Source organism: Shewanella sp. 10N.286.52.C2 (genome assembly GCF_002874545.1).
Taxonomy (GTDB): Bacteria; Pseudomonadota; Gammaproteobacteria; order Enterobacterales; family Shewanellaceae; genus Shewanella.
This window is the reverse complement of record NZ_MCTV01000039.1, coordinates 190,014-203,782: the sequence shown is the minus strand read 5'-3', so window position 1 is coordinate 203,782 and position 13,769 is coordinate 190,014. Positions and strand designations below refer to the sequence as shown.

13 protein-coding genes are annotated in these 13,769 nt (G+C 39.9%); 4 read left to right on the top strand and 9 right to left on the bottom strand.

The genetic code is table 11. From position 1 onward, the window contains the following. Position 1: 1 nt before the first annotated feature. The 4 genes from BCU94_RS14725 (at position 2) to BCU94_RS14710 (ending at position 3,195) form a co-directional block, all read left to right on the top strand. The gene (locus tag BCU94_RS14725) at positions 2–610 is read left to right on the top strand and encodes a glutathione S-transferase (protein WP_102476801.1); all 609 of its coding nucleotides are present in this window, start codon (positions 2–4) and stop codon (positions 608–610) included. Positions 611–713: 103 nt separating this feature from the next. Beyond that, positions 714–1,406 (top strand): crotonase/enoyl-CoA hydratase family protein, encoded by a 693-nt coding sequence (locus BCU94_RS14720; RefSeq protein ID WP_102476800.1) that lies wholly within the window; start codon positions 714–716, stop codon positions 1,404–1,406. 10 nt (positions 1,407–1,416) lie between these two features. After that, a complete protein-coding gene (locus BCU94_RS14715) occupies positions 1,417–2,271 on the top strand; it encodes a crotonase/enoyl-CoA hydratase family protein (protein WP_102439303.1) in 855 nt (284 codons plus the stop codon). A gap of 138 nt (positions 2,272–2,409) precedes the next feature. Beyond that, positions 2,410–3,195 (top strand): alpha/beta hydrolase, encoded by a 786-nt coding sequence (locus BCU94_RS14710; RefSeq protein WP_102476799.1) that lies wholly within the window; start codon positions 2,410–2,412, stop codon positions 3,193–3,195. A 208-nt stretch (positions 3,196–3,403) separates the two neighbouring features. Here the strand turns inward: BCU94_RS14710 and BCU94_RS14705 are convergent, their stop codons facing one another. From BCU94_RS14705 to BCU94_RS14665, 9 genes are all read right to left on the bottom strand, one after another. Then, on the bottom strand, positions 3,404–4,051 hold the full coding sequence (locus tag BCU94_RS14705; protein WP_102476798.1) for a DUF4386 family protein: 648 nt from the start codon (positions 4,049–4,051) through the stop codon (positions 3,404–3,406). 38 nt (positions 4,052–4,089) lie between these two features. After that, positions 4,090–4,650 carry a hypothetical protein gene (locus tag BCU94_RS14700; RefSeq protein WP_102476797.1) on the bottom strand — a complete coding sequence of 187 codons (561 nt, stop codon included), beginning with the start codon at positions 4,648–4,650 and terminating at the stop codon, positions 4,090–4,092. 105 nt (positions 4,651–4,755) lie between these two features. Further along, positions 4,756–5,928 carry a VWA domain-containing protein gene (locus BCU94_RS14695; RefSeq protein WP_102476796.1) on the bottom strand — a complete coding sequence of 391 codons (1,173 nt, stop codon included), beginning with the start codon at positions 5,926–5,928 and terminating at the stop codon, positions 4,756–4,758. 24 nt (positions 5,929–5,952) lie between these two features. Then, positions 5,953–6,786: a MoxR family ATPase gene (locus BCU94_RS14690; RefSeq protein WP_102476795.1), complete on the bottom strand. Its 834-nt coding sequence runs from the start codon at positions 6,784–6,786 to the stop codon at positions 5,953–5,955. Between the two features lie 63 nt (positions 6,787–6,849). Continuing rightward, the gene (locus BCU94_RS14685; protein ID WP_102476794.1) at positions 6,850–7,767 is read right to left on the bottom strand and encodes a DUF1295 domain-containing protein; all 918 of its coding nucleotides are present in this window, start codon (positions 7,765–7,767) and stop codon (positions 6,850–6,852) included. A 20-nt stretch (positions 7,768–7,787) separates the two neighbouring features. Continuing rightward, positions 7,788–9,890: a molybdopterin-dependent oxidoreductase gene (locus BCU94_RS14680; protein WP_102476867.1), complete on the bottom strand. Its 2,103-nt coding sequence runs from the start codon at positions 9,888–9,890 to the stop codon at positions 7,788–7,790. 87 nt (positions 9,891–9,977) lie between these two features. Continuing rightward, positions 9,978–10,637: a hypothetical protein gene (locus BCU94_RS14675; protein ID WP_241905016.1), complete on the bottom strand. Its 660-nt coding sequence runs from the start codon at positions 10,635–10,637 to the stop codon at positions 9,978–9,980. Between the two features lie 198 nt (positions 10,638–10,835). Continuing rightward, positions 10,836–12,494 carry an AMP-binding protein gene (locus BCU94_RS14670; protein ID WP_102476793.1) on the bottom strand — a complete coding sequence of 553 codons (1,659 nt, stop codon included), beginning with the start codon at positions 12,492–12,494 and terminating at the stop codon, positions 10,836–10,838. 32 nt (positions 12,495–12,526) lie between these two features. Continuing rightward, positions 12,527–13,708: an acetyl-CoA C-acyltransferase gene (locus tag BCU94_RS14665; RefSeq protein ID WP_102476792.1), complete on the bottom strand. Its 1,182-nt coding sequence runs from the start codon at positions 13,706–13,708 to the stop codon at positions 12,527–12,529. Between the last annotated feature and the right edge of the window lie 61 nt (positions 13,709–13,769).

The window sequence follows — 13,769 nt, the reverse complement described above, 5'->3', positions numbered from 1 at the left end:
TATGATTACAGTTCACCATTTAGTTAAATCAAGATCTAAACGCGTTTTATGGTTACTTGAAGAGATGAAGTTACCCTATGAGTTAGTCATACATCAGCGTGATCCAAACACTAACCTCGCACCGAAGGCGTTATATGCCATACACCCTCTGGGTAAATCCCCCATCATGGTTGATGATGACATAACCATATGTGAGTCTGGTGCCATTATGGAATATATCTTAAACCAAGATTATTCAACGCATTTAAGACCAGACACAAATAGCAGCCAATATTATCAATACCTTGAATGGTTACATTTTGCCGAAGGCTCACTGGCTTTACCCGTTATCACGACTTTATTATTGCAAATGGAACCCCGTGCCGGTAGTTACCCACTAGATGGTTATATTGCCAAAGAATTAGCAATCGACTTTGCTTATATTGACCAATATTTAGCAAGCCACAGTTACTTTGCTGGCAATGACTTTAGCGCCGCCGATATCATGATGACCATAATGTTAGAGATAGCCATGAGTTTAAAATTACTCAAGGGACAAGACAATATCAAAGCTTACCTCTGCAAAGTTCAACAAAGAGCGGCCTATCAATTAGTGTTAAAACACGGATAGGACTTTTTATTAGAGTAAATACTGTATAAAGTAATTAACAGCAACAATATTACAACCAACGATTGACAATAAAAACAGACAACTAAAACTAAAAAGGTAGCAAATGGAACTTATCAAGGTCGAAATCGACAACAATATACATGTAATTACGCTAAACAATGGCAAAGTTAATGCTATCTCGCCAGAGATAATTACAGAAATTAATGTCGCTTTAGATGCTGCTGAGCAGCAACAAGCCGTAGTTATTTTAACAGGCCAAGCCGGAATATTTTCAGGTGGCTTTGATCTTAAAACCATGAAGTCTAGTTCAGAGGCTGCAATAGCACTGGTAACCGCAGGCTCTAAGTTAGCCCGCAGAATGCTGGCGTTCCCGACCCCTATTATTGGGGCATGTACCGGTCATGCTATTGCCAAAGGGGCATTTTTATTACTCAGTTGTGACTACCGTATTGGCTGTGCGGGTGATTTTAAAATTGGTTTAAATGAAGTCGCTATAGGCATGACAATGCACAATGCCGGTATTGAGCTTGCGCGAAATCGTATCCCACGTAATTATCTTACTCGTTCAGTTATAGTCGCTGAACTGTTTGCCCCACAAACAGCGGTTTCAGCAGGTTTTCTTGATCAAGTTGTTGAACCTGAGCACCTGATGGCAACTGCCTATGCAGTGGCTAAGCATATGCAATCTCTTGATATGAAATCACATCACGGCACCAAACTAAAAGAACGTCACGCAATCCTTGCCGCGTTAGATAGCGCGATAGAAATCGATGCCCAAAGCACGTTAATTTTATAAGGTTAATACGATGAATAACAATGAAAAGTTTAACAGTTTGACTGTAGAAGTTAACGCTAAAATTGCTCATATCAAGCTTAATCGTCCTGATGAATTTAATTCAATGAATATTGATTTTTGGGATGAATTCCCAAAAGTGATTCAACAGATAAATGATCAAGCTGCTGCTCGTGTCATTGTTATTTCATCAACAGGTAAACATTTCTGTGCAGGAATGGATCTAGCCGTTTTTACCCAAAGTAATAATGATAAGAATATTGAATTAGGCCGTAAACATGAGCAATTACGCCGCTTAGTATTAAGGCTACAAGAGTGCTTCAACGTATTAGAAAGTGCCAGAATGCCAGTATTAATGGCCGTTCAAGGTGGTTGTATTGGTGGCGCGGTTGATATGGTCAGCGCTGCTGATTGTCGTTATTGTACCAGTGATGCTTTTTTCAGTATTGAAGAAACTAAATTAGGCATGACCGCTGACTTAGGCACATTACAGCGTTTACCTAAATTAATCTCAATGGGTTTAGTTAAAGAATTAGCCTATACCGGTCGCAGAATGCCAGCCAATGAAGCCAAAGATGCAGGTCTGGTTAATCAGGTATTTGAAGATCAACAAAGCATGTTAACAGGCGTAATGGCAATAGCAGCTGAAATTGCTGCTCGCTCACCATTGGCGGTAGCAGGCTGTAAAGAGATGATAAATTATGGCCGCGATCATTCTGTAGCAGACAGCTTAAATTATATGGCAGCTTGGCAAAGTGGTATGTTCCAACCGCAAAATGACATGATGGAAACTTTTACTGCCAAAGCGCAAAAACGAGCACCAGAGTTTCAAGAGCTAACACCAATTGATAATTCAAAAATATTCTAACTCGCTGTAGGGCTATTGCTCGATTGAATTAACCAAACAGTGTTTAAATCGACAATAGCCTTTTTATAAAAGCTTTTATAACAAGATTTTATAAAAAGATTTTAAACCAAAAGTAATCAAACATGGTATGAAGTAACTATGACCAAGCCACTGATTAACCTCGTTCACGCCAATGGATTTCCTGCAGGAAGTTATAAAACATTTCTCGGTGAATTTAATGAAAAGTTCAGTACCATTGCTCATGATCAATATGGGCATAATCATAAATACCCTATACACACTAATTGGCAGCACTTGGTTACTGAGTTGCTTGATTATTTAAAACAGCAAGATGAAAAAGTGATATGTATTGGTCATTCATTTGGTGGCATTCTGTCATTTCTTGCAGCATGCCAACATCCAGAGTTGTTTCGTGGTGTAATCATGTTAGATCCGCCAGTTGTTACAGGCCCTTTCAGTCATGTACTCAAAGTCGTTAAAAAGACTCGTTTTATTGATAAATGGTCTCCTGCAGGCCGGGCACAAAACCGTCAACGTCATTGGCCGCTAAACACTAACTTAGTTGGTTACTTCGCACAGAAAAATTTATTTAAAAACTTTGATCCAAGGTGTTTAAAAGATTACGTTGACCATGGTGTAACCCAGCGCAATAAACGCTTAGAATTAAGCTTTACCCCCGAAGTTGAAGCCGATATTTTCAGACATTTACCTTGTAACTTAGCCAGATATAAAAACCAACTTAAGGTCCCAGCTGCACTTATTTATGGCGAAAAAACTGACGTATTCCCGGTTAAGTATTTCACTCGCTTTGCAAACTTAAACAACATTGAAGTTTCCATGATGCCCAATGGTGGTCATATGTTCCCCCTAGAGCAACCACAAAATACTGCCAATATGATTAAGGCCATAGTCAAAGACTGGTAACAACGCTAATGGTATTAATAATGTTATTACTTAATAGCAGCTAAATTAGTCAGCTATATTTATAAAGTAAAGCTAACAATAGTCTTAGCTTCTGGCGGCCTATTTTTATTTACTACAAGGTGCGAAACTTTTTGCATATTTATCTTTAAAGTTAACTCCATAGTAATTTACTTAGTGACTGCAATGGTCATTCAGCCGTTTGAACGCCCTATTCGCTGTTAAGGTTTACAAGCATTGCCATACCTAGCCAAGAGAACCACACTATTTGGCTTAAGCCAAATATTTCAGTGAGGATTTCAGCAGGATAAATTGTAAGAACACCGACAGTTCCAATTAATAGTCCGAAATAGTGTAACCATTTCGGTAATTCAATCGCTTTTAACCCTGCAACACTCAATAATAGAACCCATAAGCCGCCGACAATTTCGTTGCCGCCTCCAAAAGCCTCAACGATTGTGTTTATAACCATTAAAAGGGTCATTGCTTGCTGTGGATTTTGGGCTGACAAATCGATAACAGCTGCTAATCCAACATTTGCAATCATGCCACTTGCGATGACAAGGCCAACCCAAATAATACCGAAGACTGTAGCCGTTTGTGACAAAAGAGGCGCTTTGGTTTTCATCCGTTGATGGATCGCTATAACTAATATGGCTAAAAAAAGCCCAAAAGCGACATACATAACAAAATTAACGATTGATAAAATTGATTGATGATGAATTAGATAACTGAGTTTTTGTGTATCACCTGCACTGACTGGGTAATCCCAACACGCACCAAAAAATATAAAAGCTGATATGTAAATAACAGCTTCAAAAAGTGCAGCAACGCCAGCTATTTTTTGTATGTTATTCACACCTAATCCTTATTCATAAAACCTTGTTGTTACAGCGGTTAGCTTCCGCTAGTGTTGTTGATTAACTGTACGGTCTGATATTCAAACGCTAGGCTAGTTTGTCTACCTTTAACGGTTAATGTATCACCTTTTTTTAACCTAAACCAAAGTGATTTAGGTACCCCGCATATACGGTCATTGCCGAATAATTGGTAACTTTTAATGTAAACAGCGCCAGTACAATATTGACTGCTATAGGCTGTACTCACATATTTAACAATGAACTCATGGTTAACATGCTCATATTTACCTAGCGTAGTCAGTAAAACATGACCATATCTTGCTGTGGCGAGTGGACCACAAAGGTAAATTGCAATAAACAGTAGACTATAAATACCTGTTTTTTTTAAACCTTGATGGTGAATTTTATTTTGTTTGTTGGGGCGGATATCTAGCCGATATAGGCTTAATATGATAACCGCTAAGGCTAAATACCAAAGATGGTTAGCGGCTAAGGTATGTTCATTAATGATAATGTCATTTAGAAAAACACTGACAACAATGGCGATTAAAAACAGCTCAATGGCTTTTTGGGTGATATTAATCTCTTTTATAATCATAATTTTAAATACGGTTTTTGTGATACCTCACAAAAGCCACTTATTTCTTCCTTGAATTATTTTAGCTCAATATGAAGCTGTAGTTTGTCGATTTTATATCGCGAGTTAACTCAGTTCCTTAATCGCCCTACCAATACCATCTACCGTTAGCGGGTACATTTTGTTATCCATTAACTGCTGAATTATCGATATCGACTGATGATAAGACCAATGCTGCTGGGGTTGTGGATTTAACCAGGTCACTTTATTGAAGTGGCCTAATAGCCGATTCATATAATCACTGCCAGGTTTCTCATTCCAGTGTTCAACACTGCCACCGCGGGCGACAATTTCATAAGGCCCCATTGTCGCATCGCCGACAAATATGACTTTATAATCTGAACCGTATGTTCTGATGACTTCTTCAAGGTCAATTGTTTGTTGATAGCGTCTGCTGTTGTCTTGCCATACTTTGTCATATAAACAATTATGAAAATAGAAAAATTTTAATTGTTTGAATTCAGTATGGGCGGCTGAAAAAAGCTCTTCACAGGTTTGAATGTAATCATCCATTGAGCCGCCAACATCAAAAAACATTAGCACTTTTACCGCATTGTGACGCTCAGGCTCCATGTGTACATCTAACAAGCCACCATTTTGAGCAGTGGAGCGAATAGTGGTGTTTATATCTAACTTTTCACTGGCACCAGTTCGGGCAAATTTACGTAATTTTTTTAATGCTAACTTGATATTACGGGTACCTAGCTCTCGGTCTTGGTCGAAGTTTTTAAACTCACGTTTATCCCAGACTTTAACCGCGCTGTTATTACGGTTACCCTCTTGCCCCACTCTTATGCCTTCAGGATTATAGCCATAAGCACCAAAAGGTGATGTTCCACCGGTACCGATCCATTTATTGCCACCAGCATGGCGTTTTTTCTGTTCTTCAAGTCGCTCTTTTAATGCCTTCATTAGCTGTTCGAGGCCACCTAAGGCTTTCAGCTGTTGCTTTTCTTCATCACTTAAATGCTTTTCAAATTCTTTACGTAACCAATCTTCAGGCAAGATTTGATCAAACACATTAATGCTTTCTATGCCTTTAAAGTATTCCGCAAAAGCGTTGTCATATTTGTCATAGTACATTTCGTCTTTTACCATCACGATTTTGGCCAAATTATAAAAATCTTCAACGCTTGCAAACACCACGCCTTTTTTTAATAAGGCAATAAGATCTAATAACTCCCGCAAACTGCAAGGTACGTTATGTTTTTTCAACGTAAGAAAAAAATCAATAAACATGATTTCACTACCTTTCTTTAGCGATTAGCGGTTTCTACGACTCATAAAAGCGAGTTTTTCAAGTAATGACACATCTTGTTCATTTTTAAGCAGCGCACCAAATAACGGAATAACGTCAGAATTTTTATCCAATAGACTCGCTTGAGAAATATCATCTGATATTAATAGCTTGATCCAATCAATCAGTTCAGAAGTAGACGGCTTTTTCTTAATGCCATTCACTTCTCGTAGGTCAAAAAATACTTCTAAGCTTTGCTTGAGTAGTTCTTGCTTAACATCTGGATGATGCACATCGATGATTTTTTCCATTTCGACTTTGGTGGGGAATTTAATGTAATGGAAAAAGCAGCGTCTTAAAAAGGCATCTGGCAGTTCTTTTTCATTATTTGAGGTAATGATGATAATCGGACGCTGTTTGGCTTTGATCACTTGCTGAGTTTCATAAACATGAAACTCCATCTTGTCTAATTCTTGCAGTAAATCGTTGGGAAATTCGATGTCAGCTTTATCAATTTCATCAATAAGTAAGATGGGTCTTTGCTCTTCTTCAAAAGCCTGCCATAACTTACCTTTAACGATATAGTTTGAAATATCATGCACACGTGCATCACCTAATTGACTATCTCTTAAGCGTGACACAGCATCGTATTCGTACAAGCCTTGCTGCGCTTTAGTGGTCGACTTAATATGCCACTGATACAACTTACAATTTAAAGATTTAGCTAACTCTTCTGCTAATTGTGTTTTACCGGTACCCGGCTCGCCTTTAATCAATAACGGTTTTTCTAATGCGATAGCGGCATTCACAGCCATAGTGAGATCGCTCGAAGCAATATAGTTGTCAGTACTTTTAAACATGCTTTTACCTATTGGTGATAGTTTTAGTTTTAGTTCTAGTGCTATTTTTAGTTAACGTTATATTTACTGTGTCTTATTCGGGCCCGGGAAAAAGATATTGGTTGTTTGCTGATAGGCCTTATATTCAGGGCGTTTTTGCACTGAATAGAACTCAGAAGGTACTGCGCCAGTATAAACAACTAAGGTGGTGTACATTATTTTGGAGGTAATCAGTAAACCTACACCTAATAATCCGCAAACAACCACTGTCTCTTGTTGGTATAAGGCTAGCCATGATGGAATAGCGGCAATGACTAATCCATTCCACACCATCCATTCAGCAAAATAATTTGGATGACGACTCAATCGCCATAAGCCCACATTACAAACCTGATTGTTAATCCCTGTCGATTTCATCGCTTTCAAAAAAGCTAACTTTTGTATATCGGCAATAGTTTCCATCGCAAATGCAGCCAGCCACACAATAATGCCGATAATTTCAAATATTGAAATTTGTGAGTCTGTATTGGCTGCAATAATAAATGCAGGTAAAGCCAAATAAGATGCATTGGCCAAACCTTGTATTATCGCCTCTATTTGCTGCGCTAACGCCACGTTAGTTTTACCTGCTTTTTGCCAGCGACGTTTTTGGTATTCATAACGTGGCAATTCTTTTTGCAGGTGACCTGATGTCCACAGTTTTAACGCCCCAAACCCCATTCGGCTACCAGCAAAAATATAAGCCATACTGACTAATGCGACACGGGTTGAATCGCCGTCACTGTAACACCAAGTCATAATACCAATCAGTGTGAGCCCCCATGGCCAACCTATATCAACGTAGGACATTCGGCCTGTACGCCATGTAGGAATACATACCACAAAGGTGAAAATGAGTAATTGCAGCAAACCATTAACAAGACCAATTGTCGCCAAAGTATCACTAAATATTAAGAGTATCCAACCAGCAATAAAAACAAATAACGGTGTAAAGTATTTCATCTGTCATGTTTCCCCTACAGTTACGCAAGTTCAATAGCAACGGGTATACCATTAAGTACGGCATTACCTGTTAACGTGTCGACCTTACTTGCATCCGTTAAGTCGTTCATACTGACACCCGGTTGTGTTGCTGCAACTGACATGCGCGTACCTTGTTGATTATGCCCCCAACCTTGAGGCATACACACCACGCCTTGGAGAATGTCATTGGTAATTGCGGCTTCTATGTGGATTTCACCCACCCGAGAACTCACCTTAAGCAATTGTCCTTGTTTAATACCCAGCGTTTGCGCATCTTGGGTATGGATCTCTAAGGTACAGGGATTTTTACCTTTAATTAAACGCGCAGAGTTTTGCGTCCAGGTATTGTGACTTTTTACTAATCGGCGACCGATTAAATCAAATGGGTATATTTGATCTCTTGGCGCAGTGGTCATCAACGCATTTAAACGTGATAAGTCATCGAGGTATATTTGCGGCGCTAAATCTATTTTACCTGCAGCTGTTTTAATCCTTTGCTCAATACACGGCATCAGTGGGCCGATATCAATCCCATGTGGGTTATCAATAAGCTTTTGTAAACTCATACCCTCTTCGCCATAAGGCCCTTGGGTTAATTCCATATCTAAGATCATCTCTGGTGTATAAGGATCCATAGGCGTATTGGTCATACGTGATGAAATTTCTTTTAAAATTTGCCAATCACTTCGCTGATTGGCATTTTTTTCAAATAGTGGCGGCGAGTATTTAACCGTGTTCCTTACTGAGAATGAGTTAAAGAAGATATCAAAATGGGAATTTTCAAAGCCTGTAGTGCCAGGTAAAATAATATTGGCATGTTTTGTGGTTTCATTAAGGTAGATATCCACCGACACCATGTAATCCAAGTCACTAAATGCATCAGCTATTTGCTTGCCATTGGGCGCAGACAGTACCGGATTACCCGCAATAGTAATTAAACTCTTTATTTGACCTTCACCCGGTGTTTGTATTTCTTCAGCTAAGGTGGAGACTGGGAATTCACCGTTAAAAAATGGCAGCTTTCTAACCCGAGAGTGATATTGGCCAAAGGATGATTTATGGCCTTTCACGTGATTTCGCAGTAAATCAAACGCAGGCTGTGGAAACATCGCGCCACCAGCACGATCAAAATTACCTGTGATGATATTCAGCACATTGGTAAGCCATTGGCATAAACCACCAAAAGTTTGAGTAGAGGCGCCCATGCGGCTATAACAAACCGCTGAATCAGCGGCGGTCATATCAGCAGCGAGCTGACGAATACTCGCAGCATCGATACCGACAAAATCAGCAACATCTTCAGGCGCATAGCATTTAGCGACCGATTCAAGTTGCTCAACACCCTCTGTCATGGCGGCTAAGTGACGTAAATTAACCTTGTTAGTCGCAAATACACAATGAATGAGGGCAAAAAGAAATAAGGCATCTTTTTCTGGGCGAATAAACAGATGCTGATCGGCAATTTTAGCGGTACGTGAACATTTAGGGTCTACGACAACGACCTTACCACCTCTTTTTTGAATCGCCTTCATGCGCCCGATAACATTTGGCGCTGTCATCATGCTGCCGTTTGACACAACAGGGTTACCACCAATAATTAGCATAAAGTCGGTGCGATCAATGTCTGGTACTGGGATTAACATACCGGCACCAAACATGAAGTTAGCTGCTACATGATGGGGTAATTGATCAGCCGAAGCTGAGCTAAAACGGTTTATGGTGCCCAAAGACTTTGAAAAGGGTTTTAGCATCATGGCATTGCCAAGGCTGTGGGCATTAGGGTTGCCCAAATAAACTGCCAATGCGTTTTTGCCATGTTTATGTTGAATCGCTTTGAATTTCTCGGTTATTTCATCAAATGCCTCTTCCCATGAGATATCAACCCAACCTGATGTAGTACGTTTAATGGGGGTTTTTAAACGATCTTTGTCGTAATAAAAATCTTCTAACGCGGTGGCTTTAGGGCAATTGTAACCTTTACTAAAAGGATCGTTTTGATCGCCCTTTATCGATAAGATTTGTTTGTCTTGATATTTAATTTCCAAGCCACACATGGCTTCACAAATATTACAATTTCGGTAATGGGTTTTGACTTCATTCATGTTCATCCCTGACTTGGTTAATCTTACTTTTAAAATTTCCATAAAAAAGAGCAAAGCTTATTCACTTTACTCTTAATAGCAGTGTGGTTAAAAAAGGTCTTCAAACCACTTTTTAACCGAACCAATAACCACCATGGTTTTTAATTTAAATAACGCCATACTGTCGCCAGATTCAAGTGCTTCTTCGCCGCAGCGAGGATCTGAGCGTTGCAGCGCACCCGTCATGCTGTGATCGATTGGAATGGGTTCACAACCATGATTTGATTCACAGATAAAGTCCCACTTATCGCGAGCAGGTAAATGACAAGTAAAACAATTGCCGCCAAAACGGTTATTGACATCAACAAAGCCGCGATTAACTATTTTTGAGCCGTCCTCACTGACTTCTAACTCAAAAAATTCCCAATCACCTGTGACAGGAGATGAACCCGCCTTGCCTTTTACCATCACTTCTGTTGGTACCAACTGTACTACTGAGCCTGGAGGATATTTTGCTCCCTCAGGGGCATTGGCTACTGCCAATGTTGCGTCAAGATCACCAAGTATGTTGTCCACATAAAAATGCCTTACTGGTGTCATATCGCGGATACAGCTAAAGCTGTTTTCATCAATATCAATAGCAGCTTTAGCTGCATCTAATTCAATACCCACCTCTGCTAAATCATTAGCTTGTAACGTTACTGAGCCTGCTAAAAATAGCATAATAGAAACTGACAGTTGGCTTATGGGCAGTTTTTTAAATTTCATATATTTGTTCCTGTATTTCTTGTTATTTTTCAGATGGGTCACACTAAGAAACTAAGCTTTGTCATTAATGAATATCTATAATGATTGCTAAATCATGGCAGCGGAAAACAGATCAGGTCATTATGCCCCTGATCTGCTATTAAAGTATTGAAATTTAGAACGTTAAATTAAAATGCAATCTTACTACTAGGTTATTGACTAAGAACGAAGCTCTTTTCTAAGTACTTTACCGACATTACTTTTAGGTAATTCATCTAAGAAGGTCACTTCTTTAGGGCGCTTATAATTAGTCAGTAATTCAGTGCAGTGCTCATATACCGCGGCTTCGTCTAAATCAGGATCTTTTCTAACCACAAACACTTTGACCATTTCTCCAGTTGCATCACTTGGCGCTGCAACAGCAGCGGCTTCTAATATGCCTTCATGGCTAACGAGTACTTCTTCAATTTCGTTAGGGAAAACGTTAAAGCCGGAGACAATAATCATGTCCTTTTTACGGTCAACAATGGTAAAAAAGCCATTTTCATCCATGGTGGCAATATCGCCGGTTGCTAACCAGCCATCGATAAGGATTTCATCAGTAGCATCTTGGCGATTATGATAACCCTTCATCACTTGTGGGCCTTTAACCCACATTTCACCGGGATCACCATTGGCAACGTCTTCACCATCGGGGCCTACTAAGCGGATATCCGTTGACGAGGCTGGCACGCCAATGGAACCGTTATAACTTTGTTGGTTATATGGGCTCATGGTGACTAATGGGGCGCATTCTGTTAATCCATAACCTTCTAATAAGCGAGTCTTAGTTACTTTTTCCCACAGTTCTGCGACGGGCCGTTGGACTGACATACCGCCACCAAAGCCCATTTTAAGAGAACTAAAATCTAGTTTGTCAAAACCTGGGGTATGTAATAAGCCATTGAATAAGGTATTCACCCCTGTAATAGCAGTAAAAGGATATTTAGCTAACTCTTTAACAAAGCCGTCCATATCACGTGGATTGGTGATTAGAATATTTTTACCACCAAAAGGCATAAAGGCTAGGCAGTTCGATGTAAGTGCAAAGATATGATAAAGCGGCAAAGCCGTAATCATGATTTCTTTACCTATTTCATAAACATTCTTAGTTACAGCTTTAGATTGCTCTATATTTGCCACCATATTACGGTGGGTTAACATAGCCCCTTTTGATGGGCCTGTCGTGCCGCCGGTGTATTGTAAAAAAGCTAAATCAGCACCGACAATTTCAACTGGAGTAAAAGATAATTTACTGCCTAAAGCTAAGGCTTTATTAAATTTTATTGCTTGAGGTAAGTTATATTCTGGGACTTGTTTTTTTACATGTCTTAGCGCGGTATTAATTAAAGCACCTTTAATTGTTCCTAAGCGGTCACCTACAGCAGTGATAATCACTTGTTCTACAGCGGTCTTATCAATAACGGCTTGTAGTACATTGGCAAAGTTTTCGAGAATGAGAATAGCTTTGGCGCCAGAATCCTTGAGTTGATGCTCAAGTTCCCGAGGAGTATAAAGCGGGTTAACATTGACGACAGTAAGCCCAGCTATCAGCGCACCAAACAGGGCTATGGGATATTGCAATAAATTAGGGATCATAATGGCAAATTTATCACCTTTTACTAGCCCTAGCTCTTGTTGTAGATAGGCCGCAAAATCAGTAGCCTGTTGCTCAAGTTCTGCATAGCTAATAGCAACATCCATATTAACGAAGGCGGTGTTGTCTTTATATAACTTGGTATATTTAAAAAACAACTCAGCTAATGAACTGTATTTATCTGGATCAATCTCAAATTCAACCCCAGGTGGATAACTTTTTTCAAGCCAAATCTTTTCCATAATACTTGCCTCTTATTTATTATTGTTAAACCTTAAAGCACTTCAAACAAGCCCGCTGCACCTTGTCCGCCACCAATACACATACTTATGACTACGTATTTAACCCCACGACGCTTACCTTCAATTAATGCATGCATTACCATTCGAGTGCCACTCATACCATACGGGTGGCCGATAGAAATTGCACCACCATTAACGTTTAACCGATCTTCTGGAATATTTAAGTATTCTGCGCAATACAACACTTGAACAGCAAAAGCTTCGTTTATTTCCCACAAACCGATGTCATCCATGGTTAAGCCGTGACGCTCGAGTAATTTAGGAATGGCATAAATAGGACCAATACCCATTTCATCGGGTTCACAGCCTGTCACCACTAAACCGCGATAAACCCCTAATGGTTCAAGACCTCGCTCTTTGGCGAGTTCACGCTCCATAACAACCACTGCAGCAGCGCCATCTGATAACTGTGATGCGTTACCGCCAGTTATGGAGCCATTGTCTTTAACGACTTTTAAACCCGATAAACCCGCTAAATTGGTTGATGGACGATTGCCTTCATCTTTAGTTAAGGTTACCTGTTGCGGTGTAACCCCTCCTGTTTCTTTATCCATGACTAATTTAGTGCAAGTTACTGGCACTATCTCATCATCAAACTTTCCAGCCGCTTGCGCTGCTGCAGTACGTTGTTGTGATAATAAAGCGTAGTGGTCTTGTTGTTCTCTAGAAATGTTATAACGCTTTGCGACTACTTCAGCAGTATCAAGCATCGGCATATAAATGGCGGGTCGATAAGCTTTTACGTTTGGATCAACTACCCTGTAGCTATTTATTTTATCGTTTTGCACTAAACTCAGTGATTCACAGCCCCCTGCGACAACGATTTGCGAACCATCACAGACAATTTGGTTGGCCGCGATTGAAATCGACATTAAGCCTGAAGAACATTGACGATCAATTGTCATTCCGGGAACTGAAACGGGTAAATTAGCCGCCATGGCAACCTGACGGCCAAAATTCATTCCTTGATTGCCCTGAGTTAACACCACGCCAAAGATGCAGTCATCAATATCACTTGGCTCAATTCCAGCTCGTTCTATGGCGGCTGTGACCGTAGCAGCTGCTAAAGTCGGCGCAGAAAGATCGTTAAAAGCGCCCCGATAAGCTTTGCCTATCGGTGAACGTGCAGCTGAAACTATGACGGCTTCTCTCATAAATCCCCTCTCTTATTTTAATTATTTTAGTTTTTATATTGTTAGGTTCGGTATAAAGCAA

Coding starts and splice junctions, on each gene's coding strand:
- BCU94_RS14665 (WP_102476792.1), bottom strand. CDS start 13,708: ATGAGAGAAGCCGTCATAGTTTCAGCTGCACGTTCACCGATAGGCAAA.
- BCU94_RS14715 (WP_102439303.1), top strand. CDS start 1,417: ATGAATAACAATGAAAAGTTTAACAGTTTGACTGTAGAAGTTAACGCT.
- BCU94_RS14710 (WP_102476799.1), top strand. CDS start 2,410: ATGACCAAGCCACTGATTAACCTCGTTCACGCCAATGGATTTCCTGCA.
- BCU94_RS14700 (WP_102476797.1), bottom strand. CDS start 4,650: ATGATTATAAAAGAGATTAATATCACCCAAAAAGCCATTGAGCTGTTT.
- BCU94_RS14720 (WP_102476800.1), top strand. CDS start 714: ATGGAACTTATCAAGGTCGAAATCGACAACAATATACATGTAATTACG.
- BCU94_RS14670 (WP_102476793.1), bottom strand. CDS start 12,494: ATGGAAAAGATTTGGCTTGAAAAAAGTTATCCACCTGGGGTTGAATTT.
- BCU94_RS14695 (WP_102476796.1), bottom strand. CDS start 5,928: ATGTTTATTGATTTTTTTCTTACGTTGAAAAAACATAACGTACCTTGC.
- BCU94_RS14685 (WP_102476794.1), bottom strand. CDS start 7,767: ATGAAATACTTTACACCGTTATTTGTTTTTATTGCTGGTTGGATACTC.
- BCU94_RS14675 (WP_241905016.1), bottom strand. CDS start 10,637: ATGAAATTTAAAAAACTGCCCATAAGCCAACTGTCAGTTTCTATTATG.
- BCU94_RS14725 (WP_102476801.1), top strand. CDS start 2: ATGATTACAGTTCACCATTTAGTTAAATCAAGATCTAAACGCGTTTTA.
- BCU94_RS14690 (WP_102476795.1), bottom strand. CDS start 6,786: ATGTTTAAAAGTACTGACAACTATATTGCTTCGAGCGATCTCACTATG.
- BCU94_RS14680 (WP_102476867.1), bottom strand. CDS start 9,890: ATGAATGAAGTCAAAACCCATTACCGAAATTGTAATATTTGTGAAGCC.